Raw genomic sequence first — 23733 nt, 5'->3', positions numbered from 1 at the left:
GCGATCGCGCAGTGAGCGAGCGGCGGTTCAGCGGTCAGGTGACCCTCGACGGGCCGTCGGGGACGGGCAAGTCCAGCGTGGCGCGGGCGGTGGCCGCCCGGCTCGGGGCGGCCTACCTCGACACCGGCGCCATGTACCGCGCCGCGACCGTGGCCGTCATCGACGCGGGCGTGGACCCGGACGACGCCGACGCCGTGGCCCGCGTGGTCGGCGGCGCCCGCATCGAGGTGGGGACGACGGCCGGCGTGGAGCAGGTGGAGGTCGACGGCACCGACGTCGCCGAGCGGATCCGCGGCGCCGAGGTGACCCGCACCGTGTCCGCGGTGTCCGCGGTGCCCGCGGTGCGCCGGCAGCTGGTCGACCAGCAGCGCGCGCTCGTGGCCTCGGCCGACGCCGTCGTCGTCGAGGGCCGGGACATCGGCACCGTGGTGCTGCCCGGCGCGACGCTGAAGGTCTACCTGACCGCGGCGCCGGAGGTCCGCGCGGAGCGGCGGGCCCTGCAGCTCGGGATCGACGACCCGGCGGAGGTGGCCGCGATCGCGGCCGACCTGCGCCGCCGGGACGAGTACGACAGCAGCCGCGCGGACAGCCCGCTGCGGCCGGCCGCCGACGCGGTGGTCGTGGACAGCACCGACCTGGACCGGGAGGCCGTCGTCGACCGCGTCGTCGGCCTGGCGCTCTCGGCGGTCGGGGCAGGGGAGAGGACATGAGCGAGGAGGGCACGGGCGGTCCGCTGCCGGTGGTGGCGATCGTCGGCCGGCCCAACGTGGGCAAGTCGACGCTGGTCAACCGGATCCTGGGACGGCGCGCCGCGGTGGTGCAGGACATCCCGGGGGTCACCCGCGACCGCATCTCCTACGAGGGGCTGTGGAACGGGCGGCGGTTCACCGTCACCGACACCGGCGGCTGGGACCCCAAGGCCGAGGGGCTGGGCGCCTCGATCAGCCGGCAGGCGGAGTTCGCGATGCGCACCGCCGACGTGATCGTCCTCGTCGTCGACAGCTCCGTCGGCGCCACCGACACCGACCTGGCCGCCGCCCGCATCCTGCGCCGCAGCGACCGGCCGGTGATCGTCGTCGCCAACAAGGTCGACGACGAGCGCAGCGAGTCCAACGCCGCCGAGCTGTGGTCGCTGGGGCTGGGGGAGCCGCAGCCGGTGAGCGCGCTGCACGGGCGCGGGTCCGGCGACCTGCTCGACCTGGTGCTCGACGCGCTGCCCGAGGCGCCGCGCGAGCAGCCCGAGGAGGGCGGCCCGCGCCGGGTGGCGCTGGTGGGCCGGCCGAACGTGGGCAAGTCCAGCCTGCTCAACCGGCTGGCCAAGGAGGAGCGCTCGGTCGTCGACTCCGTCGCCGGCACCACCGTGGACCCGGTCGACTCGATCATCAGCCTGGGCGGCGAGGAGTGGCGGTTCGTCGACACCGCCGGCCTGCGCCGCAAGGTGAACACCGCCAGCGGCACCGAGTACTACGCCAGCCTGCGCACCGAGGCCGCCATCCAGGCCGCCGAGGTCGCCGTCGTGCTGCTGGCCGCCGACGAGGTGATCAGCGAGCAGGACCAGCGGGTGATCACCCAGGTCATCGAGGCCGGCCGCGCGCTGGTGATCGCGTTCAACAAGTGGGACGCCATCGACGAGGACCGGCACGCCCAGCTGGAGCGCGAGATCGAGCGCGACCTCGCCCGGGTGCGGTGGGCCTCGCGGATCAACATCTCGGCGGCCAGCGGCCGCGGCGTCGGCAAGCTCGCCAACCACCTGCGCGCGGCGATCGCCTCCTGGGAGACCCGGGTGCCGACCGCGGAGCTCAACGCCTACGTCCGCCAGCTGGTGCAGGAGACGCCGCCGCCGGCCCGCGGCGGCCGCGCGCCGAAGATCAAGTACGTGACGCAGGCCGACGTCCGGCCGCCCCGGTTCGTCGTCTTCTCCACCGGCTTCCTGGAGGCCGGCTACCGGCGGTTCCTCGAGCGCAAGCTGCGCGAGCGCTGGGGCTTCAACGGCACGCCGCTGGACATCTCGGTGAAGGTCCGCGAGGGCCGGGGGAACGAGAAGCGCGGCTGACGACCGGCCGGGACGGCGCCTCCGCCGGGAGGCGCCGTCACGGTGCACCACAGTCGGTTGCGTGCAACCCTGAGGGCCCGCACGCCCGGCTCCCCGCGCCAGCCCCGCGCTTCCCCGCCGGCCGCCGGGACGAGGTGGTGTCCGCGTGGACGTGGTCGAGCTCTCCCGGTTCCAGTTCGCCTCGACCAGCATCTTCCACTTCTTCTTCGTCTCGCTGACCGTCGGGCTGGCGTTCCTCATCGCGGTCATGGAGACCATCGCCTACGTCCGGTCCGACCGGCGCGAGGTCTACGGGAAGATGACCAACTTCTTCGGTCACCTCTTCCTCATCAACTTCGCCGTCGGCGTGGTCACCGGGATCGTGCAGGAGTTCCAGTTCGGGATGAACTGGAGCGAGTACTCCGACTTCGTCGGCAACATCTTCGGCGTCCCGCTGGCGCTCGAGGTGCTCATGGCGTTCTTCCTCGAGAGCACCTTCATCGGGCTGTGGTGGTTCGGCAAGGACCGGCTGCGGCCCTGGATGCGCCTGGCCAGCATCTGGCTGGTCGCCGTCGGCACGCAGATCAGCGCCTTCTGGATCGTGCTGGCCAACGCCTGGATGCACCACCCGGTCGGTTACGAGGTGGTCGACGGGCAGGCCCGGCTCACCGACTTCGCCGCCGTCGTCTTCAACTACAAGGCCTGGCTGTACTTCGCCCACGTCCAGGGCAGCGCGTGGGTGGTCGCGGCCTTCTTCGTCCTCGGCATCAGCGCCTACCACCTGCTGCGCCGGCAGGACACCGACGTCTACTCCCGGTCGCTGCACATCGGCCTGGTCTTCGCCGCCATCGGCACCGTCTTCTCGGTGGTCAGCGGGCACACCGAGGCCCAGGTCGCCCGCGAGGACCAGCCCATGAAGTTCGCGGCGATGGAGGCGCAGTGGGACACCTCGGAGTCGCCCGCGCCGTGGTCGCTGTTCGCCGTCATCGACCAGGAGAAGCGGGAGAACCCGTTCAGCATCGAGCTCCCCTACGTCGGCTCGATCCTCGCCTACAACAGCCTCGAGGGCCGGTACGAGGGGATCAACCAGATCGAGGAGCAGTTCGACGCCGAGTACGGCGAGGGCGACTACACCCCGCCCGTTGCCTGGGTGTACTGGTCCTTCCGCATCATGGTGGCCATCGGTTCGCTGCTCCTGGCGACGGCGTTCCTCGGGCTGTTCCTCTGGTGGCGGCGACGACGGGGACTGGAGAGCACGCGCTGGTACCTCAAGGCCCTGGTGCTGTTCATCCCGCTGCCGTGGATCGCCAACTTCACCGGCTGGATCGTCACCGAGATGGGCCGCCAGCCGTTCATGGTCTACGGCGAGCTCACCGTCACCGAGGGGGTGAGCCCCAACTCGGCCGGTGAGGTCCTCGCCGGGCTGATCGGGCTGTGGGCCGTCTACCTCGCCCTCATCGGCCTGGACGTCTACCTGCTGACCGTCACCGCCCGGGCCGGCATCCACCGCAGGCCGGAGGCCCAGCTGGTCGCCGCCCCCGCGCCGGACTACGAGGGCACGGGGTTCCAGGAGTACGAGAAGAGGAACTGACGGTGGACCTCGTCACGCTGTGGTTCTGGCTGATCGCCCTGACGTTCACCCTCTACTTCTTCCTCGAGGGCTTCGACTTCGGCGTCGACCTGCTGCGGCCGATGCTGGCGCGGACCGAGCCCGAGGAGCGGGCCCTCACCGGCACGATCGGGCCGTTCTGGGACGGCAACGAGGTCTGGGTGATCGCCGCCGCCGGGCTGATGTTCTCCACCTTCCCGGTCTGGTACGGCGCGGTGTTCAGCGGCATGTACCCGCTGTTCGTGCTGATCCTGCTGGCCCTGCTCCTGCGCGGGGTCTCCTTCGAGTACCGCAACCAGGTCGACAGCGCGCGGTGGCGGGCGTTCTGGGACTGGATGTCCTTCGGCGGCAGCCTCGTCCCGTCGTTCCTGTGGGGCGTGATCATGGCCAAGCTCATCGAGGGGCTGCCGGTGGACGGCGACGGCCGGGTCGAGGGGGGCTTCGCCGCGATGTTCTCGCCCTTCTCGCTGGTCGGCGGGGCCACCACGCTGCTGCTGTTCATGCTGCACGGCGCCAACTTCCTGCTGCTGCGCCTGCACACCGACACCGTCCTCTACGACCGGGCGCGCCGGGCGGCGCTGCGGTGGGGAGCGCTGGCCACGGTGGCGATCGTGGCCTTCGTCGTCATGGGGTACGTGACCGAGGACCTCTTCGAGGACTTCGGCGTGGTGCCGTGGGCGTTCCCGGTGGCGGCGTTCCTCACCCTGGCCAGCATCTGGCTGGCGCTGTCGCGGCGACGGGACACGCTGGCGTTCACGATGAGCGGCCTGACCGTCCTGTTCGCCACCGTGACGGTGTTCATCGCGCTGTTCACCCGCGGCGAGGTGCTGCCCTCGACCCTGGACCCGGACTTCGGCCTGACGCTGCGGGAGACGGCGAGCCAGCACTACACGCTCGTGCTCATGACCTGGGTGGGGGCGATCTTCCTGCCGCTGATCATCGGCTACCAGATCTGGAACTACTACGTGTTCCGGGAGCGGGTGCGGCCCGACGAGGGCGCCCTGAACCACGGCTACTGACCGTGCGGGGACCCACCGGCCGCCTGCTCGCGCTGCCCGGGCCGCGCCGGCTCGTGCTGCTCTGCGCGTTCCTCGGCGTGCTGACCTGGGCGCTGCTCGTGGTGCAGTGGGCGCTGGTCGCCGTCGTGGTGTCCCGGGTGGCCACCGGGCAGGCGGCACCGGCCGCGCTGTCCGCACAGCTGGCCGGCGCCCTCACCGCCTGGCTGGCGCGCGCGTGCGTGGCCGGCCTGCGCGACCGCACCGCCGCCCGCGCCTCCGCCGGGGTCCGCCGGGGCCTGCGCGCCGACCTGCTGCGGAAGCTGACCGCCCTCGGCCCCGCGCACGCGGCCGGCGAGCGCGCCGGTGAGCTGGCCACCACGGTCACCGAGGGCGTCGGGAAGCTGGACGGCGTCGTGGGCCGGCTCCTGCCCGGCGCGGCGACGGCGGCCGTCGTCCCGCCGCTGGTGGCCGGGACGGTGCTGGTCCTCGACCCGGCCAGCGGCGGCCTGCTGCTCCTGACCGGTCCGCTCGTGCTCGTCTTCCTGTGGCTCACCGGCACCCTCGCCTCCCGGGCCGCCCGCGGCTCGTGGGAGACCCTGGCGCAGCTGGGCGCGGTCCTCGTCGACACGCTGCGGGTGCTGCCGACCCTCGTGCTCTACGGGCGGGCGCGCAGCAGCGCCCGGTGGCTGACCGAGGTGAGCGAGGCCCACCGGGTCAGCACGATGCGGCTGCTGCGGACCGCCTTCCTGTCGGGCTTCGTGCTCGAGTTCGGCGCGGTGCTGTGCACGGCGCTGGTGGCGGTGACGGTCGGCGTGCGGCTGTTCCAGGGGCAGCTGGAGCTGGAGCGCGCGCTGCTGGTCCTGCTGTTCACCCCGGAGTTCTTCGCGCCGCTGCGGGCCCTGGGCGCCGACCGGCACGCGAGCCTGGAAGGCGGACCGGCCGCGGAGCGGGTGTTCGCCCTCCTGGACGCGCCCGGGCCGGCCCGCGGCTGCCACGCGGTCCCGCCGGGTGTGCCGTCGCTGGAGCTGCGCGGGGTCACGGTCCGGTACGGGGACCGGGTCGCCCTCCGCGACGTCGACCTGGACCTCCCGCCGCTGTCGCGGACGGCGCTGGTCGGGCCGAGCGGCGCGGGGAAGACCACCGCCGTCCGGTTGCTGCTGGGCTTCGCCGTCCCCGACGCCGGCACCGTGCTGGTCGACGGCGTCCCGCTGACCGACCTGGACCCGGACGCGTGGCGGGCCCGGGTCGCCTACGTCCCCGAGCGGCCGTGGCTGCTGCCGGGCACGGTCGCGGACAACGTGCGGCTCGGCCGGCCCGCCGCCACCGACGCGGAGGTCGAGCGGGCGCTCGCCCGCGCCGGTGCCCTCGACCTCGTCCGCCGGCTGCCGCAGGGCACCGCCACGCCGCTGGGCGAGGACGGTGCGCGGCTGTCCGGCGGGGAGCGCCTGCGGCTGGCGCTGGCGCGCGCCTTCGTCCAGGACGCCGCCCTGCTGGTGCTCGACGAGCCCACCGGCCAGCTCGACGCGGCCACCGAGCGGGAGGTGCTCGTCGCGCTCGCCGACCTCGCCGCCGGGCGCACCGTCGTCACCGTCACCCACCGGCCCGCCCCGCTGGCGCTGCACGACCGGGTGGTCGCGCTGGAGGAGGGCCGGCTGCGGACGGCGGTGGTGCCGCGGTGAGGGAGGTGCTGGCGCTGGCCCGGCTGCCGCGGACGGCGCTCGCCGTCGTCCTCGGGGCGGTCACCGTGCTCTGCGGCGCCGCGCTGCTGGCCACCTCGGGTGCGCTGATCACGGGCGCGGCGCAGCGCCCCTCGAGCCTGCTCGTCCTCATGCCGCTGATCACCGGGGTCCGGCTGTTCGGCATCTCGCGGGCCGCCGTCCGCTACGCCGAGCGGCTGGTGACCCACGACGTCACGCTGCGGCTGGTGGCGCGGGTGCGCGCCCGCGTGCTGGAGCGGCTGGTCCCGCTCGCGCCGGCCGCGCTCACCGGGGTGCGGGGCGGTGAGCTGCTGTCGCGGGTGCGCACCGACGTCGACGAGCTGCAGGGCGTCGTCGTCCGCCTCGTCGCCCCGGCCGGGGTGGCGGTGCTGGCCGGCGGGACGGCGGTCACGCTCACCGCGCTGGTGTCCCCGGTCACGGCCGCCGTCCTCGCCGTGCTGCTGCTCGCGCTGGGCGTGCTCGTCCCGGCGGCCGCCGCGCGGGCCGGCCGGCGCGCCGCGCTCGCCGCCGCGCGGGCCGACGCGGACGTCGCCGCGGACACCCTCGACCTCGTGCGCGGCCTGGCCGACCACCTCGCCGGCGACGGCGGCGCCACGGCCCTGCATGCCCTCGACGGCCACCTGGACCGGCAGGAGGCGGCGGAGCGCGCGTCGGCCCGGCTCGCCGCGGTCACCACGCTGCTGCGGGAGGGCGTGCCCGGGCTGGGCGTCGTCGCGGCGCTGTGGCTGGTGGGCAGCGACGTCGCCGCCGGGACGACGTCGCCCCTGCTGCTCGCCGCGTGCGCGCTCGGCGTGCTGGGCGCCTTCGAGGCGGTGGGCGGGCTGGGCGCGGCCTGGGCCGCCGCGGGCGGGATCCGGGCCGCGGCCGGGCGGGTGCAGGCCCTCGCCGCCCAGCGCCCCGCGGTGACCGATCCGGAGTCCCCGCTGCCGCTGCCCCTGGGGTCGGCGCTGCGCTTCGAGGACGTCACGCTCACGTACCCCGGTGCGGGACACCCCGCGCTGACCGGGCTCGACCTCGACGTGCCCGAGGGCGCCAAGGTGGCGCTCACCGGCCGCAGCGGTGCCGGCAAGAGCAGCGCGCTGGCCCTCGCCCTGCGCGCGCGGGACCCCGACGCCGGCCGGGTCACCCTCGGCGGCACCGACCTGCGCCGGCTCCCGCTCGCCGGCGTCCGGTCCCGGCTGGCCTGGTCGGCGCAGGCGCCGCAGGTCCTCGGCGGCACGCTCGCCGGCAACCTCCGCCTGGGCCGCGGCGACGCCACCGACGACCAGTTGCTCGCCGTCCTGGCCGGCGTCGGGCTCGGCGGCGTCGCGGCGACCCTCGGGCTGGACGGCTGGGTGGGGGAGGGCGGCGAGCGGCTGTCGGCGGGGGAGCGCGCCCGGGTGGCGCTGGCGCGGGCGCTGCTCAGCCGCGCCGACGTCCTGGTGCTCGACGAGCCGACGGCGCACCTCGACGCCGAGCTGTCCGCCCGCGTCCTGGACCTGCTGGCCCGCGATCCGCGCGCCGTCCTGCTCGTGACGCACGACGGCGCCGCCCTGGACCGGCGGTGGCAGGTGGTCGACCTCGACGTCCGCCACCCCGCTCCGGCGCGCGGCTGACCACCGGTCCGGTCGGGGGAGCGGGTGCGGTAACCTGCTCCACGCAGCGATCGGGCGGTGCGAGCCGCCCGGCGCTCGGGCTGTAGCGCAGCTTGGTAGCGCACTTGACTGGGGGTCAAGGGGTCGCAGGTTCAAATCCTGTCAGCCCGACAGAGAAACCGCAGGTCAGAGGCGGGTCGGCCGAGAAGGCCGGCCCGCCTCTCGCGTCAGGACAGCGACCGGTACAGCAACGCGGCGCGAGGACGACAACCGTCACCACCGCAGCGCCTGGTCGAGGCGGTCGGCCGCCTCCCGCTGCTGGGCCGGACCGACGTGGCTGTAGATGTCCGCCGTGATGGCGTACGACGAGTGACCGAGGGCTCCTGGACGACCTCCCGTTCCGGTCGGGGTGGGACACAGGTGGACGTCTGCGGCGCAGCCGTACCGCCGTCGTCGTGGGGAGCGCCCGTCAGGAGCCGGCCAGGACGTCGGCCACCACCGGCTCGACGCTGTCGCCCAGGGCGACCTCGCCGGGCTCCTCGACAGTGGCGTACATCCCGAAGACCACCGCGCCGTTGTCCGGCAGGTGCGCGACGGGAGTCCTCAGGTCGCGCGCCAGCGCGCCGCGGTACCGAACGATGGCCTTGAGGGTGCTGGCGTCCACCACCCCGGTGTCGGGGTCCTGGTTGGTCACCACGCAACGGGGCACCGGGCCCACCACGCGGAGGAGCGCCCCGCCCACCCGCAGCCGCCGCTCCGCCCAGGTGTCCTCTTCGTGCACCCCGCAGCCGTCGACCTCGATCAGCATCCGGAACCGTCGATGATCCATCCGCTCCCCGTCGGGAGCCATCGCGCGGAGATGCTCGATCGTCGCGGTGGACACCAGGGTGACCGGGTGGACGTCGACAGCGTCCCCGGGTCGGTCCACCGCGACCAGTCGCACCGGCTGCCCGACGTGGTCGGACAGGGCAGCCGACCACGCGCCCTCGACGACGTGGCCGGCGACGCCCCGCCCGTAGAAGTCGGTCGTGACCGCCTCGCCCAGCTCGACCGCGGTACCGGTCACCGGTCCCCGGCCGGGAAACCGGATGGTCAGCTGCCCGCTCGACGCCTCGAACTCAGCGGTCAGCCGGACCAGCGGCCCGTGCTGCTTGCCGTTGAACAGCCCACCTCGCGCGTCGATCAGGTGGAACCGGCGGTTGCCGGCCACTCCGTTCTCGGTGAGGGTCACCGTTGCCTGGGAGTGCAACGCCGTTCCCTTGAGGGGGGTGGTGGACAGTCGGGACACGAACGGCACGGGGATCCCATCGTCGAGAGTCGGAGGCTGTCAGCCTCCCGGGGCTCAGTGGCCGTGGCCGGCGGACCGGGGCAGCCGTCGCTCCGCCGGGCCGGCGGTGACCCTCGGCTCACCGCTGTGCGCCCGGTCCACCCGGGCGCGGTCCGCCCGCCCGGCGCCCCGCAGTGGACCGGCCAGGCCGACTGCGCCGCCGACGGCGTAGCTGCGCGGGGCGGCCCGGGCGCAGGTCGGGCAGCACGCGCCGTCCGTGTCCTGCTGCATGGAGCGCTGCAGGTCGAAGGGGCCACATCCAGGACAGCGGAACTCGTACACGGGCACGGTGGACTCCTGTGGGCCGGTCAGTCGGCGGTCAGGTCGCGCCCGCCGCCGGCGCCGCCGGGGAGGATGTTCCGGTCGAAGATGGACAGCGGGATGCTCAGGGACACGGCGCTGTTGGGGATGTCGACCACGCCACCGATGCGTCCTTCGACGGGAGCGGCGCCGAGGAACAGGTAGGCCTGCTCGAAGGTCCAGTCCATGGCGGGCATCAGGTAGTTGATGGCGTTGAGGCAGGCTTGGCGGTAGGCGACGGTGGCGTTCATGTAGTAGTTGCGGCCGTCCTCCACGCTGATGCCCTCGAAGGTGATGAACTCGGAGTAGTTCGGGCCGACGCGGCCGGGCTTGAAGAACGGCATCGTCTGCTTGTAGCGGTCCATCCCGCCCTTGATCAGGTCGAAGTGCAGGTCGATGAAGCCGGGCATCTCGATGGCGCCGCAGAAGGTGATCTCCCCGTCGCCCTGGGCGAAGTGCAGGTCGCCGATGGAGAAGTTGGCCCCGGGAACGTAGACGGGCATGTAGACCCGGCTGCCCACGCCGAGGTCCTTGATGTCGACGTTCCCGCCGTGTTCGCGGGGCGGGATGGTGCGGCATGCCGTTGCGGCGGCCTGGTCGAACGCGCTGCCGGACAGCGTGCCCAGCAGTGCCTCCTGAGGCAGCGGCGGGAGGGCGAGGGCAGGGACCTGAGGTGCACCGGGGACGTCGCCGGGGTGGGCGGGGGCGTCTCCGGTGACCCGGTCGGGATTGGCGTCGATGAGGGCCTGCTCGCGGCGGTTCCACTCGGTGAGCAGGTCTGGGGACGGGGCGCAGCCGAAGAGGCCGGGATGGGAGTTGCCGATGAAGCGGACACCGGGCACGTGCCGGGAGCTGGTCCAGATGCCGTCGAAGTCCCAGATCGCCTTCGATGCCCCGGGGGAGTAGTCGGTGAGGAAGCCACCACCGTTCTCCTTGGCGAAGACCCCCGTGTAGCCCCAGGGCTGTTCCGGGAACGGGCCGATGCCGACGATGTCGACGACCAGCAGGTCGCCGGGCTCGGCGCCTTCGATGGCGAACGGACCACTGAGCATGTGACAGGGGTCGATGTTCATGTCTCGGATGTCATCGGCGTCGTCGCTGTTGCGGACCTGGTTGTCCGTCCAGTCCTTGCACTCGATCCGGTAGGAGGCGCCGGGCTTGACCGTCGCCGCCGGAGGGATGTCCGGGTGCCAGCGGTTGTGCCCGGGCACCACCTGGTCGCGCATCGACACACTCAGATCACGATTGACCTCGAAGATGACCTCGGGCACGGGAGCTCCTTCGTTGCAGTGGTGGACGGGGTCGAGGGGAACCGGCCCGCCGCCTCCGTGCCGGCGGGACTGCTGGATCGAAGCCGGGCTACGGCATCCCGGGGCCCGGGTCAGGACGACCCGGGCCTGCGGCCGACGGCTCGACGTCGCAGTCGGGTTGGACCGTTGCAGTCCGGTGCAGGTCCCCCGTCCGGGGCGGGCGCCGATGGGGAGGCTCCCGCACGTCACCGGGTCGGCTCGCTGATCGCGGCTGGCTGGATGACCCGCGCCGGCTGCTGCTCGGGCAGGACGTGTTCGCCGGTCCGGTCGGTCGACAGGCACAGCGAGCAGATGTGGGCGCCGTGCGCCTGGCAGGCGGCCATGTCCGGTCGCTCGTAGTCCTGGCCGCAGACGTGGCAGGTGAGCACCTGGTCGGAGGGGTTGCCGTCCTGGTCGTACATCGGCAGGTCGATGCCGTCGTCGGTGCGCCGCAGATACCAGCGCCCACGGGTGGCCACGGCGAAGACCGGGGGCAGCACCAGGGCCAGGACGATCGCCACCAGCGGCGAGTAGGGGCGGAGGGTCTCACCGAGGCCGCCGAAGAAGACCAGGATCGAGACACCGGCGGAGATGAGCATCGACGCGAACCCGACCGGATTGACCGCGTAAAGCATGCCGCGCCGGAACTCCGGCTCCTTGGGGGAGATTCCCAGCAGGTACTTGTTGATAGCGATGTCGCTGGCGACGACCACCACCCAGGCGATGCCGCAGTTGGCGTAGAACCCCAGGATCGTGTTGAGGAAGTCGAACATGTTCGCCTCCATCAGCACGAGCGCGATCAGCAGGTTCACGCCGAGGAAGACCAGCCGGCCCGGGTAGTGCCCGGTGACGCGGGTGAAGGAGTTCGTCCAGGCCAGCGACCCGGAGTAGGCGTTGGTGACGTTGATCTTCACCTGGCTGATCACCACCAGGACGACGGCCAGGGTCATCGCCAGCCAGGCCGGCACGACGTCCTGGTAGATCTCCAGGAACTGGTGCACCGGCTGGTTGGCGATCGCCGCCGAGTCGGCGACGTTGGCGATCAGGTACACCGCCAGGAACAGGCCGATCACCTGCTTGGCCGCACCGAAGAGCACCCAGCCCGGGCCGGCGAGGAGCACGGCGGCCCACCACCGGCGCCGGTTGGCCGCGGTCTTGGGCGGCATGAACCGCAGGTAGTCGATCTGCTCGGCGATCTGCGCGATCAGTGACAGACACACACCGGCGGCCAGCAGCGCCGAGCCGACGCTCGGCGCCGTCCCGTCCTCACCCTGGTAGGCGAAGAAGTCCCCGACCGACTCCGGGTGGCTGATCAGCAGGTAGCCGAACGGGAGCACCATGAGCACCAGCCACAGCGGTGTCGTCCACACCTGCAACGTGGCCAGTGCCTTCATCCCGTAGATGACCAGCGGGAAGATGAGCACGGTGGACAGCGCATACCCCAGCCACAGCGGAATGCCGAGCCCGAGTTCCAGCCCCTGGGCCATGATGGCGCCCTCGAGGGCGAAGAAGATGAACGTGAACGTCGCGAAGATGACGTTGGTGACGACCGAGCCGTAATAGCCGAAGCCGCTGCCGCGGGTCACCAGGTCGAGGTCGAGGTTGTAACGGGCCGCGTAGTAGGCCAGCGGAAAGCCGGTCAGCAGGACGACGACGGCGAAGATCGCGATGCCCCACAGGGCGTTGGTGGTGCCGTAGGCGATCCCGATGTTGGCCCCGATCGCGAAATCAGCGAGGTAGGCGATCCCGCCGAGGGCGGAGACGGCGACGACCCCGGGGCCCCACCGCCGGTAGTGCCGGGGGGCGAACCGGAGGGTGTAGTCCTCCAGCGTCTCTCGGGTCGCGGCGTCGACGTTCCGGCCGGTGGCGTAGTCCGGGGCCGACGGACCGGCCGGGGGCGGATTGTGAACCGCCTCGCGTTGAGCCATCTGGATTCTCCTGGGTGGGCGGGAGGAGCGGGAATGCGCGCGTCCCTGCGTGCCAGGCGAAAGCTAGGTGCACCGTGATTCCCGGCGATGTACCCGCTGTTTCGTCATTGCTCGGAATTGTTTACGCGCCCCGAGTTGCGATCATGACGCGCGACTGACAGGGCGGTATTGACGGGCGGGTGCGGTGTGCACCCGACCGATTTCCGTGCACGCGCAGTTCACCGGAGAGTGGGGCGCTGCCCCGCTCTCGCTGGACGGTCACGCTCAGCAGGACTCGGCGGAGGCGATGCCCGTGGACAGCCGGGACGACGGGTCGCCGCCCCATCGGTCCGGCGGGTCCTGGAGCGACAGGACCAGGCGGGCCTGCAGCCTCGACTTCGTGAGTCGAGTGATCGGGTGGCGGGCACGAATGCCAGGCCTGAGCGCCTGGGGCGACGAAGGGCAGGCGGGGAGCGAGTCCGCGGACCGCAGACGGGTTCGGAGCCGGACCGAAGGAAGTGGCCTCGCCCGCGGGCCTCCCGGGCCTCACGCCCCACCGCCGGCGGCTTGGTCACCGCGGCGTCGCGAGCCTCGAACCGTCATCCGTGGTGGCCAGCGGTCACGGTCACCTGGATCGAGGTTCCGCCGTGCAGCAGCGCGCTGGACGCCCGATCCTCGAAGGCCGGCAGGACCTGCTCGATGGCGACCTCGCCGGCCTCGGGTGGCCCCGCCGCCGCATCGTCCGCGGCCGCGCCGACGACGACATCGCCCTCCTGGCCGTCCGCTGCCATCCCTGGCGAGCGGCTGGGTGTGCTGCCGGCAGTTGACGCGCCCGAGCGCGGGGGAGAAGTACAGCAACCGGTACAGCAACGCGGGCGAGCCGTAGCGAACCGAGGCGGACGCGGACGAATGGCGCGAAGCTCTGGCCTGCATGAACGGGATGTCGGTGAACAGCCCCGAACCCCTCGAACGTGACTGGGGGTCAAGGGGTCGCAGGTTCAAATCCTGTCAGCCCGACAGTGCAGGTCAGAGGCGGGTCACCCGACGAGGGTGGCCCGCCTCTCGCGTGAGCACAGCAACCGGTACAGCGACGCGGCGCGCGGACGGCAGCGGTCAGCGGCGCAGCGCCTGGTCGAGCCGGTCGGCCGGCTGGCGCTGCTGGGCCGGACCCACGTGGCTGTGGATGTCCGCCGTGATCGCGTACGAGGAGTGCCCGAGGTACTCCTGGACGACCTCCCAGCGGCGCCGTCCGTCTGATGTCCCCGACGGCGGACTCGGTCGACACCGGTCAGCTCGGTCCTCCGGTCCTTCTCCAGTTCTTCGTGTCGTAGTCCACTCGGCCGGCGGAGGTCGCTCCTCCCGCTATGGACTCGCGCCCCGTGGCTGGTGCACCACACGGATGCCCCGACCCGGACAAACGGGTCCCTGACCCGAGGGACTCGTCACGACGGGCCGGTGACGGATCCGTGACGGACGACTGGAACGGTCGCGGCTACTGGCTTGACACCTGAGGTGAAGGTGACGCGCGTGGAGTTCGGTCGTTCGACTCGCGGAGGGGGCAGATGATCACGCAGGCCGTGTGGACGCACGGGCACACCATCGAGGTCGAGCGGCCCGACCAGCTCGCCTCGCTGTGGCGTGCCGGCTTCTACGTACGCGCTGTGGGGCAGTCGCACTCCACGAACTGGTTCCACTTCGCCGTCCCCACTCCGGTCATCGTCAAGGGCAAGCGTCAGATGATCGACTCCGTGATGCTGCGCTTCCGCGCGAACTCGGCCGCAGCGAAGGTGACGAACGTCCACGTCTTCGACGGCGAGACGCGGATCGCGGCGTTCGACGACCTGAACCTGTCGCACACCGGCTTCGGTTTCGACCGGTTCACCGTGCCGGGCAAGCCCGACGTCCTGTGGGGGATCGGCATCACGGTCGGCGTCCGCTTCGACGGGACGACCGCCTCGCAGAACACCATGGAGTTCAGCGCGGTCGGCGCCGACCTGACCCTGGTGGAGACGGTGCGCCTGCACGTGAAGACGCTGACTGCCCCGACCCGCTTCACCATCGACCAGATGGTCGCTGCGATGCGCGACGTCTACGAGCCCCAGGGATTCCGGATCGTCCGGGCCGGCGACGAGACCCTCAACCTCCCCGCATTGGACGTGGTCGACGTCGGTGGCTGCACGCGGGGCAACACCACCGCCGAACAGCGGACCCTGTTCAGCAACCGCAACGGCGTCGGCGCGAACGAGGTCGTCGCCTACTTCGTGCAGGCCACTGATCCGCCCACGAACGGCTGCGCCGCACATCCGGCGGGGCAGCCGGGCGCGGTCGTGGCCAGCGGTGCCAGCCGGTGGACCCTCGGCCACGAGATCGGTCACGTGCTCGGGTTGAACCACGTCAACGACAACGACCGCCTGATGACCGGGAACGGCACGGACAACATCACCAACCCGCCGCCAGATCTGGTCGCCGCCGAGGTGACCACCATGCGCAACAGCCCGATCACCATCGATCCGTGACCAGCCCACGCCGTCCGAGACACAGTCGGGAGTGCCGACATGCCTGTCACCCGCGAGGAACTCCGCTTGCTCCTCAGCAACGAGGAACCGGACTACGCGGCGCTCGCGGCCCGGCTCGACGCCACCGACGTCCCGGCCGTCGCCGAGCTGGCCGAGTCGGACGACGTCATGATCGCGTCGAAGGCCGTCTACACCGCGAGCCTGCTCCCCGGCGGTGCAGAGGTCGTGCAGCGGGCTGCGGCGAGCGCCGATCCCGTACTGCAGGCGGCCTCGGCCTCGGGGCTGCGCAACCTGGCCCCCGATCGGCGTGAGCCGGTCGCGGAGATGCTGCTCGGCCGCGGCGACGTCGCGGTCGAGAAGGTCGCGCTGCGAGCGCTCGACCGCAGTCCGGGCCCGCGGCTGGCGGAGAAGCTGCAACACCTCGCCGAGGCCAGCGACTCGGACCTGATCCGCGACATGTCCCGCGACGTACTGGAAGGGCGCGACTGACCACTGCGGTCGGCGAATCCGACCCGGGAGAGGAACTCGGATGGCACTCGAGCAGGCCAGCTGGACCCACGGACACGCGGTGGCCGTCGAGGTTCCGCAGAACATCAAGAGCGAATGGCGGGCCGGGTTCTACATCCGTCTCGTCGGCAAGCAAAACACGACGAACTGGCTGCACTTCGGCATCCCGACCCCTGTGATCGTCGACGACAACCGTTTGGCCATCGACTCGGTACTGGTGCGGATGCGCAGCAACAGCACGTCCGCGGACATCACCAACGTCCACGTCTTCGACGGCGAGAAGCGGATCGCCAACCACGACGGCCTGGACCTCGCGCCATCGGCCTTCACCATGTTGCGGTTCTCGGTGCCGAACCGTCCGGAGGTGTTGTGGGGGGTCGGCCTCACGCTCGGCGTGCGCTTCTCGGGTACCACTGACGCCGCCAACACGATGGAGATCAGCGCGGCCGGAGCGGATTTCCTGCCCTGACGGCCTGACGGAACGCCCAGGAGTTCTGCGAGCGGTAGGCGGATTCGGCTTTCGTCGACAGCGCCCGTGCACAGCAGGGAGGGATGACGTCGGCGGTCGATCAGACCGCCATGCTTACTGCCGGAGGCACGCCTCAAGCCATGGCGGGCACGCCAGTCCGTGGGGCGCGCCCCTGCCGCACCCGTCCTCGACCGGAGCAAGACATGGACAGCGCCGCGGGTAAGCCCTATTGGCTACGTGCGGACGAGCGCCGGATCCTGCGGCGTCGAGAATGGCCAGGATGGCTCACTCCCGCCAATGTGAGCTTCACGTTGAGCGTGCTGGCCGGCATCGCCTACGTGGTTCTGTACGAGTTCACCTACTCCATGCTGAGCGAACTGGGGACGTCTCCCGAGGAAGTTGGAGTCAACCAGGCCACCCTGGTCGCGAGAGCGGCGATCCTCGGGGCGTACATCGTCGGTACTGCCTTTGTGTACGTGGTCATCCTCAGGATCTTCGCCGTCCTGCTGGCGGGTCGACTTGCGAGGAGTCCGGCGCAGGCGCGCGGTGGCGGAGTGGTACGCAAGCGGGCCGAGATCAGGCGGGTCGAGTTCGAGACCAGGATTCTTGCCGCCTCGTGTGCGGCCATTCCTGCGATCCTCCTGTTCCTCGTCGGGTCATACGAACTCGGCGGATGGAGCCCGGAGCATGCCATCGTGGCCGCCGGTGTCTCTCTGATCTTCTTCGCTGTCGTCTACTCGCTCTTTCGAATGATCGCTGGATGGCGTCATGCGGCCGCCATCCTCGCGTTCGTGCTCGTAGCCCTGGGCTACGCTGCAGTGCTCGCACGAACCTTCGGGGCCGACGTTGCGGAGGACATCCTGCGCAACGGTCGTACGGAATTCCCCATCGAACGCGTAGTCGGCCTCGAAGCGAGGCGTGTCTGCATAGCCTGGGCCTCGGAGACAGGCCCCCTGGGAGCCCCCGCAGAAGGCGTCTACCTCGGTCATGCGAACGGCGTCAGTCTCATCGTCGATGGAGATCGACTGCTCCGCGTTCGCGACGCGCAGGTGCGGGCCCTGAGTGCGCCGTTGGTCGGGGCCACGAGCGACCCCTGCGATTGCCCCGCGCGAGGCTGAACCCGGCATCGTGGTCGGCGCCGCGAGATGGACCCCTGTTGGAGCGGCGCTGAGGTGAACGACACGCCCGGGTTCGTGGGAGTGGTACAGCAACCAGTACAGCAACGCGCTCCGAACGATGGGGCATCGGGCCGGTTGCCGGCGAACGTCAGGTGCCTCTGACCTGCACTGATCGCGCGGTCGCGAACCGTGGCGAACCCCTCGACTGTGACCGGGGGGGTCAAGGGGCGCAGGTCCACATACTGTCAACCCGACAGCGAGACGCAGGTCAGCGGCCGTGTCCGGAGAGATCCGGACACGGCCCCTGACTGCCGTCGGAGCCTTCCACCCGAGGAGCGGACGGGCGTCGTCCTGCCCACCCTGGGCGGGAACGTCCACCGACCTGCCCTGCTGCCGGCTCCAAGTCGGTCGGAGGCGTCTCGGCGCGAGCGGGCTGGGTCCGTGTGCACCTCACCCGGTGGTCATGGCGCGCCGGCGGACCCGCTCGTCGTAGCGGTCCCGCACGCCGCTGAGCGGTCTGCCGAGGTACTCGCCCAGCGTGACGCCGGCGGCCAGGGCGCGCCCGAGGGCGGCGGTCCCGACGAGGGCGGCGAGCTCGTCGATCCGCGCGTCGACGACGACGGCGGACAGGCCGTGGGAGACGGCCAGGCCGGGCAGCGGGGGCACGATGCCGCAGACGGCGACGAGCTGCGGTGGCGCCGCGGCGGCCAGGTGGGCACGCGTCCGGGCCAGGTGCGGGGGACGTGCGGACCGGTGGGGACGGCTCAGGCCCCCGCGACCGGCGGCGCGGTGGGGTCGGCGGCCTCGGCCGTGACCTCCCGGAGCACGTAGTCCTCGATCGTCTCCAGGTCGTGCACGGAGCGCTTCACGATCGTCAGCAGGTCGCTCATCTTGCTGACTTCCTCGATCTGCTCCTTGATGAACCACTGCATGAACTGGTCGGAGGCGAAGTCGTCCTCCCGCCGCGCGACGCCGATCAGCGCGCCGATCTGCTCGGTGACCCGCTTCTCCTGCTCCAGGGCCAGGGCGACCGGCGCGACGACGTCCGGGAACTCGTTGACCGGGGCCGGGACGGCGGGGATGCGCACCGGCGCGTCGGAGTCGAGCAGGTAGCGGACCATCATCATGGCGTGCTGCCGCTCCTCGACTGCCTGGTCGAAGAAGAGCTGCGCCGTCCGTGGCATCGTCAACTGGTCGAAGTAGACGGCGCAGGCGACGTACTGCTGGTGCGCGGCGAACTCGTTGCCGATCTGCGTGTTGAGCAGCTCGACGAAGGCGGGGGCGGCCATCGGGACTCCCGGACGTGTGCGGTGGCGGTCACCGGACGCTAGCCGGTCACCCGGCGGCGCCTGTCCAGCACTCGCGAAGGAGAGGCTAACCTCACCGGGTGGCCAAGTCGGCGGGCATGCCCAAGAAGAAGTGCTGTCAGGACAAGCCGCGCTGCAAGCGGTGTCCCATCCGCGCCCTCGCCGAGGGGACGCTCCCGCCGGGCTACACGGTCAAGAAGCGACGCCTGGTCAAGCTGAGCAAGGCCGACGCGGTGCTCGCCAAGAGCAACCGGAAGGCCGCCTGACCCTCCCTCAGCGCGCCGCGTTCCCCACGTTGGCGTTGTTGTCGTTCGACCTGCCGTGCGGAGCGAAGTTCTTGTTCGACGTGCTGAAGCACACCGTGCGGTCCCCGTTCCTGTCCACGGCGGACAGGATCAGGTCCACCTGCTCCTGCGACTCCCCGAGCGACAGGCCGATCACGTCGACGCCGTAGGCGACGAGGTCGTCCTCGGTCATGAGCCGCTGCGACGGCGGGCAGCCGCCGGGTTCGGGAACGGCCGACGAGACGCCGGTGCCCGCCAGGAACAGCCCGGCTCCGGCAGCGATCGTGATCGAGGTTCGGACGACGGTTCGCATCGTGGGTCCTCCGAGGGAGTGGGTGCGGCAGAGGGCGCCCGAGGTCACGATCGGCGAGCGCTCCCAGGGCCTGTGACGCTCTCCCCCTGACCCAGCCGACACTGTGACCCTCGTCACGGACCGCTGTCCAGGGGTCGGGTCACCATCGGCCGCACGGCGACGGCGGTCGTCGGACGCTGCCCCATCGGGACGATGTCGTCCCGTGGAGGCGCCGCGACGGGGCGCCGGGACGGATGATGGTGTGCAGTCCGGACCTGGGAGGGAACGCAGTCGTGCCGAGTGACCGCTACACGGGCCTGGCCGCGGTGCTCGAGGTCGTCCGCGGCTCGGCGGATGTGACCCAGCCGCAGATCGTCGACCGGGTGGGCCTGGGCCGCAGCGTCGTCGCGCAGCGCGTCGCCGAGCTGGAGTCCGCGGGTCTGGTCGTCTCCGACGGCTTCGGCCCGTCGACCGGTGGCCGTGCGCCGCGCCGGCTGCGGCTGCACGCCGAGGCCGGTTACGTCCTCGGCGCCGACATCGCGACCAACGAGCTCGTCGTCGGCGTGGCCGACCTCGCCGGCGGCATCCTCGCGACCCGGCAGCAGGAGATCGAGGTCGTGTGGGGCCCGGAACCGGTCGTCGAGGCCGTGACGCGGCTGGCCGGCGAGCTCGTCGACGAGGTCGGCGCCCGCCGGAGCCTCTGGTCCTTCGGCGTGGGCATGCCCGGACCCGTCGCCCACGACAGCGGCGTCCGGGTGACGATGCCGACCCTGCCGGACTGGAGTCGGCACCCGACCAGGGAGCAGCTGGCGGAGCGGTTCGGCGTCCCGGTCTGGGTGGACAACCGGACCAACCTCTCGGCCCTGGGCGAGCGGCGGGTCAACCCGGTCGCCGCGGCGTCGGAGCACATGGTCTACCTCGGCGGCGGCTACGGGATCGGCGCGGCGGTCGTGGTCGGCGGCCGGATCCACCGCGGCGCGCACGGCCTGGCCGGCGCCATCGACCACATGCCGGTCCCCGGTGCGGGGGACGTCGTCTGCCACTGCGGGCGGACGGGCTGCCTGGAGGCCGTCGCCGGGCGCGCGGCGCTGGTCCGGGACGGCCGGCTGCTGGCCGAGACGCGGCAGAGCCCCGCCCTCGCCGAGGTCCTCGAGCGCACCGGCCGGATCCGGCCCGTCGACGTCACCGAGGCCGCGGGCCGGGGCGACGCCGCCGCCCGGGCCCTCCTGCACCGCAGCGCCACCCTGATCGGCCGGAGCCTGGCGACCCTGGTCAACGTGTTCGACCCCGACCTCGTGGTGGTCGGCGGCGGGATCGCGCGGGCCCGCGCCCACGTCCTGGCCGCGATCCGCGAGGAGATCTACCGGTCCGCCCTGCCGGCGGCCACCCGGGACCTGCGGATCGAGCCCTCGGCGTTCGACCAGGAGATCGCCGGCATCACGGGAGCCGTGGAGTTCGCCCTCGGGGAGCTGTTCAGCCCCGAACACCTCCCGGCGGTCCTCGACGCCCGGAGCGGTGCCCCGCTCGCCGAGGACCTCCCCGCCTGAGCGGACGGGCCACTTCGGCCGACTGAGGCCGTTCTTCTTCCGCAGATGGACGAAAGTCCCGCTACGCTGCGTCGATGAGCGCGAGCACCCGGTGCGGGCACGGAGTGACCGGTGTCCGTTGAGCGGATGGACGGGTTGGTGGCCGTCCTCGACGCCATCCGCAGCGACAACGGCATCACCCAGTCCCGGCTCGCCCAGCGCGTCGGCCTCGGCCGCACCGTGGTGGCCCAGCGGGTGGCCCACCTGGAGGCCGCCGGCCTCGTCGTCCAGGACGGGCTCGGGCCGTCCAACGGCGGGCGGGCGCCCCGCCTGCTCCGCCTGCGCGACCGCGCCGGGCTGGTCGCCGGTGCCGACATCGGTGCCACCGGCATGGCGGTCGGTCTCGCCGACCTCTCCGGCCGGGTGGTGGCGCAGGTGCACGAGCAGGTCGACGTCGCCGACGGCCCCGACGTCGTCCTCGGCCGGGTGGAGGAGCTGGTCGATCGGCTGCTCGCCGGGCTCGCCGACCCGCCGCCGCTGTGGGCGATCGGCGTGGGTGTCCCGGGCCCGGTGGAGTTCGCCACCTCCCGGCCGGTGGCGCCGCCGATCATGCCCGGCTGGGACGGCCACCCCATCCGGGAGCGGCTGTCCGGCCGGTTCGCCGTCCCCGTCTGGGTGGACAACGACGTCAACGTGCTCGCGCTCGGGGAGCTGCGCACCAACCCGGCCGCGGCGAGGGCCGGTGACCTGCTGTACCTGAAGATCGGCACCGGCATCGGCGCCGGTCTGGTCTCCGGCGGGCGGCTGCACCGCGGGGTCAACGGGTGTGCCGGCGACATCGGCCACGTGGCGGTCGCCGAGGCCGACGCGGTCATCTGCCGCTGCGGGAACGTCGGCTGCCTCGAGGCGGTGGCCGGAGGCGCGGCCCTCGCCCGCGACGGGCGCCGGCTGGCCGAGAGCGGCGCCAGCCCCGGGATGGCCGAGGTCCTCGCCGCGACGGGCGACCTGACCGCGGCCGACGTCACCGCCGCCGCCGAGCGCGGTGACCCCGCGGCCCGCGCCATGCTCGCCCGGGCGGGGCGCCTGGTCGGCGGCACGCTGGCCACCCTGGTCAGCTTCTACAACCCGGGCCTGGTCGTCCTCGGCGGCGGCGTGGTGCATGCCGGCGACCACGTGCTGGCGGCGATCCGCGAGTCGGTCTACCGGCGGTCGCTGCCGCTGGCCACGCGCACGCTGCGCATCGAGCCGTCGGTGCTGGGGGAGGCCGCCGGGCTGGCCGGCGCCGTGCACCTCGCCCTGGACAACCTGTTCACGCCCGAGCGGCTGGCCCGCTGGCTGCCCGCCGGGTCCCCGTCCGGTCGCCCGGAGCTCGCCGCCGCCCCGGAGCGCGTACCGGCCTGAGCCGTGCGCGGCCGCTCGCCGGCGACCTGCGGTGTGGTCTGCGTCATCACTGCGGCTGATGTGCCGCATCACCAGCGTTACGTCCAGGTTGCATTGACTTCCTCCGCTGGCTGGCAGAAGTATGTGGTTGCCATCACGCGGACGGGATCCGACTCGGACCGGACGCGGCGCTCGGAACCACCGTCGCAGTCGTCGTCCGGTCCCCGGACACGTGAAGAGAGGCACCACATGACCCAGCATCGCCACCGGGGGCTCCGCCGCACCGGTGTCCTCCTCGCCCTGCCGGCCCTGGGCGCGCTGACCCTCGCCGCCTGCGGCGGGGGAGCGACGACACCGGCTCGGGCGGCTCCGGCGGTTCCGGCGGTCCGGCGGACAGCTTCAGCTTCGCCTTCGAGAACGCCAGCGGCGGCGCCGAGAACCCGTGGACCGTGCTGGCCGAGCAGTACTCGGAGGAGACCGGTGTCCAGATCGAGACGCAGCCGCTGCCCCCGGACAGCTACGGCCTGACCATCCGCACGCAGCTGCAGGGCGGCAACGCGCCCGACCTCATGATGTTCTCGCCCGGTGCGGGGCAGGCCAACGCCGTCCTCCCGCTGGCCGAGGCGAACCTGCTCGAGCCGCTGGGGGAGGAGTCCGCGGCGCTGGTCCCGGAGGGCAGCGAGTCCCTGTACGGCATCGACGGCGAGGTGTACGCCCAGCCGACCAACCTCATCCCGGTCGGCATGACCTGGAACCCGACGGCCGCCTCCGACGCCGGCGTGGAGATCCCCGAGAACTCCGACGGGCTCATCGACGCCTGTGGCCCGCTGGCCGACGAGGGCAAGTCGATGTTCGTCGTCGCCGGCTCGGTCCCGCCCAACCCCGGCCTGATGGCCATGGCGATCTCCGCGACGCGGGTGTACGCCGAGACCCCGGACTGGAACGAGCAGCGTGCGGCCGGCGACGTCTCCTTCGCCGACAGCGAGGGCTGGCAGGAGACCCTGCAGACGGTCGTCGACATGAACGAGGCCGGCTGCTTCCAGCAGGGCGCCGCGGGTGCCGGCTTCGACGCCATCACCCAGGGCATGACCCAGGGCACCTCGCTGGGCGGCTTCCTCCCGGGCTCCGCGGCCAACGAGCTCAACAACGCGACGCCGGGGCTGGCGCTCGAGGTCCAGCCCTTCCCGCCGGCCGAGGGTGGCGAGCCCTACCTGCTGGCCTCCTCCAACTACGCGCTGAGCATCAACGCCGCCGCCGAGGACCCGCAGAAGCAGGCCGCGCAGGAGTTCCTGGCCTGGATGGCGGAGCCGGAGAACGCCGCCCGGTTCACCGAGATCCAGGGCGGCGTCGCGATCACCGGTCCCGACGAGAACCTCAACCCGGTGTTCGAGCCGGTGCGGGAGCTCCTGGAGTCCGGCAGCTACGCGCCGCTGCCCAACCTGAGCTGGCCCAACCCGGGCGTCTACGACGCCCTGGCCACGGGGGTCCAGGGCCTGATCGCCGGACAGGGCGACATCGACTCGGTGCTCCAGGGCGTCGACCAGGCCTGGGACCAGTAAGGCCGATCCCCACTCCCGGAC

General features: G+C 72.3%; 22 protein-coding genes and 2 tRNA genes. 16 read left to right on the top strand and 8 right to left on the bottom strand.

The genetic code is table 11. The annotated features are described in order from the left end of the window. The first annotated feature begins 11 nt into the window (after positions 1 to 11). The 7 genes from cmk to JD79_RS17790 all read left to right on the top strand — a co-directional run bounded on the left by cmk (position 12) and on the right by JD79_RS17790 (position 8102). Positions 12 to 710, top strand: a complete 699-nt coding sequence (gene cmk, locus JD79_RS17820) for a (d)CMP kinase (RefSeq protein ID WP_110006621.1) — start codon at positions 12 to 14, stop codon at positions 708 to 710. Continuing rightward, positions 707 to 2053 (top strand): ribosome biogenesis GTPase Der, encoded by a 1347-nt coding sequence (gene der, locus JD79_RS17815; RefSeq protein WP_110006620.1) that lies wholly within the window; start codon positions 707 to 709, stop codon positions 2051 to 2053. Before cmk ends, der begins: the two co-directional genes overlap by 4 nt. Before the next feature lie 145 nt (positions 2054 to 2198). Then, positions 2199 to 3623: a cytochrome ubiquinol oxidase subunit I gene (locus JD79_RS17810; RefSeq protein WP_110006619.1), complete on the top strand. Its 1425-nt coding sequence runs from the start codon at positions 2199 to 2201 to the stop codon at positions 3621 to 3623. Between the two features lie 2 nt (positions 3624 to 3625). Then, the gene (cydB, locus tag JD79_RS17805; RefSeq protein ID WP_110006618.1) at positions 3626 to 4660 is read left to right on the top strand and encodes a cytochrome d ubiquinol oxidase subunit II; all 1035 of its coding nucleotides are present in this window, start codon (positions 3626 to 3628) and stop codon (positions 4658 to 4660) included. A gap of 2 nt (positions 4661 to 4662) precedes the next feature. After that, positions 4663 to 6318: a thiol reductant ABC exporter subunit CydD gene (cydD, locus tag JD79_RS17800; RefSeq protein ID WP_211308040.1), complete on the top strand. Its 1656-nt coding sequence runs from the start codon at positions 4663 to 4665 to the stop codon at positions 6316 to 6318. Beyond that, positions 6315 to 7952 (top strand): thiol reductant ABC exporter subunit CydC, encoded by a 1638-nt coding sequence (gene cydC, locus JD79_RS17795; protein WP_110006617.1) that lies wholly within the window; start codon positions 6315 to 6317, stop codon positions 7950 to 7952. Before cydD ends, cydC begins: the two co-directional genes overlap by 4 nt. Positions 7953 to 8028: 76 nt before the next feature. Continuing rightward, positions 8029 to 8102, top strand: a tRNA-Pro gene (locus JD79_RS17790). Between the two features lie 298 nt (positions 8103 to 8400). On the opposite strand, the gene JD79_RS17785 is transcribed toward JD79_RS17790, so the two are convergent. The 5 genes from JD79_RS17785 to JD79_RS17765 all read right to left on the bottom strand — a co-directional run bounded on the left by JD79_RS17785 (position 8401) and on the right by JD79_RS17765 (position 13545). Next, positions 8401 to 9219 (bottom strand): MOSC domain-containing protein, encoded by an 819-nt coding sequence (locus tag JD79_RS17785; protein WP_281270354.1) that lies wholly within the window; start codon positions 9217 to 9219, stop codon positions 8401 to 8403. Positions 9220 to 9273: 54 nt separating this feature from the next. After that, positions 9274 to 9540 carry an FmdB family zinc ribbon protein gene (locus tag JD79_RS24565; protein WP_425454192.1) on the bottom strand — a complete coding sequence of 89 codons (267 nt, stop codon included), beginning with the start codon at positions 9538 to 9540 and terminating at the stop codon, positions 9274 to 9276. A 26-nt stretch (positions 9541 to 9566) separates the two neighbouring features. Beyond that, positions 9567 to 10829 carry a formamidase gene (fmdA, locus tag JD79_RS17775; protein WP_110006615.1) on the bottom strand — a complete coding sequence of 421 codons (1263 nt, stop codon included), beginning with the start codon at positions 10827 to 10829 and terminating at the stop codon, positions 9567 to 9569. 224 nt (positions 10830 to 11053) lie between these two features. Further along, positions 11054 to 12775: a purine-cytosine permease family protein gene (locus JD79_RS17770; protein WP_110006614.1), complete on the bottom strand. Its 1722-nt coding sequence runs from the start codon at positions 12773 to 12775 to the stop codon at positions 11054 to 11056. A gap of 578 nt (positions 12776 to 13353) precedes the next feature. After that, positions 13354 to 13545 (bottom strand): hypothetical protein, encoded by a 192-nt coding sequence (locus JD79_RS17765; protein WP_110006613.1) that lies wholly within the window; start codon positions 13543 to 13545, stop codon positions 13354 to 13356. Between the two features lie 145 nt (positions 13546 to 13690). Between JD79_RS17765 and JD79_RS22780 the strand changes: the two genes are divergently transcribed. The 5 genes from JD79_RS22780 (at position 13691) to JD79_RS17745 (ending at position 17364) form a co-directional block, all read left to right on the top strand. Further along, positions 13691 to 13771, top strand: a tRNA-Pro gene (locus JD79_RS22780). 545 nt (positions 13772 to 14316) lie between these two features. Continuing rightward, positions 14317 to 15270, top strand: a complete 954-nt coding sequence (locus JD79_RS17760) for a DUF6623 family protein (RefSeq protein ID WP_110006612.1) — start codon at positions 14317 to 14319, stop codon at positions 15268 to 15270. A 39-nt stretch (positions 15271 to 15309) separates the two neighbouring features. Continuing rightward, complete coding sequence (locus JD79_RS17755) at positions 15310 to 15759, top strand: hypothetical protein (RefSeq protein ID WP_146220484.1); 450 nt, start codon at positions 15310 to 15312, stop codon at positions 15757 to 15759. 40 nt (positions 15760 to 15799) lie between these two features. Beyond that, complete coding sequence (locus JD79_RS17750) at positions 15800 to 16246, top strand: DUF6623 family protein (protein WP_110006610.1); 447 nt, start codon at positions 15800 to 15802, stop codon at positions 16244 to 16246. A gap of 203 nt (positions 16247 to 16449) precedes the next feature. Further along, positions 16450 to 17364 (top strand): hypothetical protein, encoded by a 915-nt coding sequence (locus JD79_RS17745; RefSeq protein ID WP_146220483.1) that lies wholly within the window; start codon positions 16450 to 16452, stop codon positions 17362 to 17364. A gap of 450 nt (positions 17365 to 17814) precedes the next feature. Here JD79_RS17745 and JD79_RS17740 read toward each other — a convergent pair whose 3' ends face one another. Both JD79_RS17740 and JD79_RS17735 read right to left on the bottom strand, forming a co-directional pair. Then, positions 17815 to 18030: a hypothetical protein gene (locus JD79_RS17740; protein ID WP_211308039.1), complete on the bottom strand. Its 216-nt coding sequence runs from the start codon at positions 18028 to 18030 to the stop codon at positions 17815 to 17817. A gap of 98 nt (positions 18031 to 18128) precedes the next feature. Then, positions 18129 to 18653 carry a ferritin gene (locus JD79_RS17735; RefSeq protein ID WP_110006608.1) on the bottom strand — a complete coding sequence of 175 codons (525 nt, stop codon included), beginning with the start codon at positions 18651 to 18653 and terminating at the stop codon, positions 18129 to 18131. A 98-nt stretch (positions 18654 to 18751) separates the two neighbouring features. Here JD79_RS17735 and JD79_RS17730 point away from each other — a divergent pair, with 98 nt between their 5' ends. Beyond that, complete coding sequence (locus tag JD79_RS17730) at positions 18752 to 18937, top strand: hypothetical protein (protein WP_110006607.1); 186 nt, start codon at positions 18752 to 18754, stop codon at positions 18935 to 18937. Positions 18938 to 18944: 7 nt separating this feature from the next. Here the strand turns inward: JD79_RS17730 and JD79_RS17725 are convergent, their stop codons facing one another. Continuing rightward, the gene (locus JD79_RS17725; protein ID WP_110006606.1) at positions 18945 to 19268 is read right to left on the bottom strand and encodes a S8/S53 family peptidase; all 324 of its coding nucleotides are present in this window, start codon (positions 19266 to 19268) and stop codon (positions 18945 to 18947) included. 272 nt (positions 19269 to 19540) lie between these two features. On the opposite strand from JD79_RS17725, the gene JD79_RS17720 reads away from it, so the two are divergent. The 3 genes from JD79_RS17720 to JD79_RS17710 all read left to right on the top strand — a co-directional run bounded on the left by JD79_RS17720 (position 19541) and on the right by JD79_RS17710 (position 23712). Next, a complete protein-coding gene (locus JD79_RS17720; RefSeq protein ID WP_170149259.1) occupies positions 19541 to 20794 on the top strand; it encodes an ROK family transcriptional regulator in 1254 nt (417 codons plus the stop codon). A 111-nt stretch (positions 20795 to 20905) separates the two neighbouring features. Next, positions 20906 to 22174 carry an ROK family transcriptional regulator gene (locus tag JD79_RS17715; protein WP_211308038.1) on the top strand — a complete coding sequence of 423 codons (1269 nt, stop codon included), beginning with the start codon at positions 20906 to 20908 and terminating at the stop codon, positions 22172 to 22174. 428 nt (positions 22175 to 22602) lie between these two features. Beyond that, entirely contained in the window at positions 22603 to 23712 is a 1110-nt protein-coding gene (locus JD79_RS17710; protein WP_211308037.1) for an ABC transporter substrate-binding protein, read from the top strand. Positions 23713 to 23733 lie beyond the last annotated feature (21 nt).

The sequence above is a fragment of the Geodermatophilus normandii genome, from assembly GCF_003182485.1.
Lineage (GTDB): Bacteria > Actinomycetota > Actinomycetes > Mycobacteriales > Geodermatophilaceae > Geodermatophilus > Geodermatophilus normandii.
This window is presented reverse-complemented; position numbering and strand designations above follow the sequence as displayed.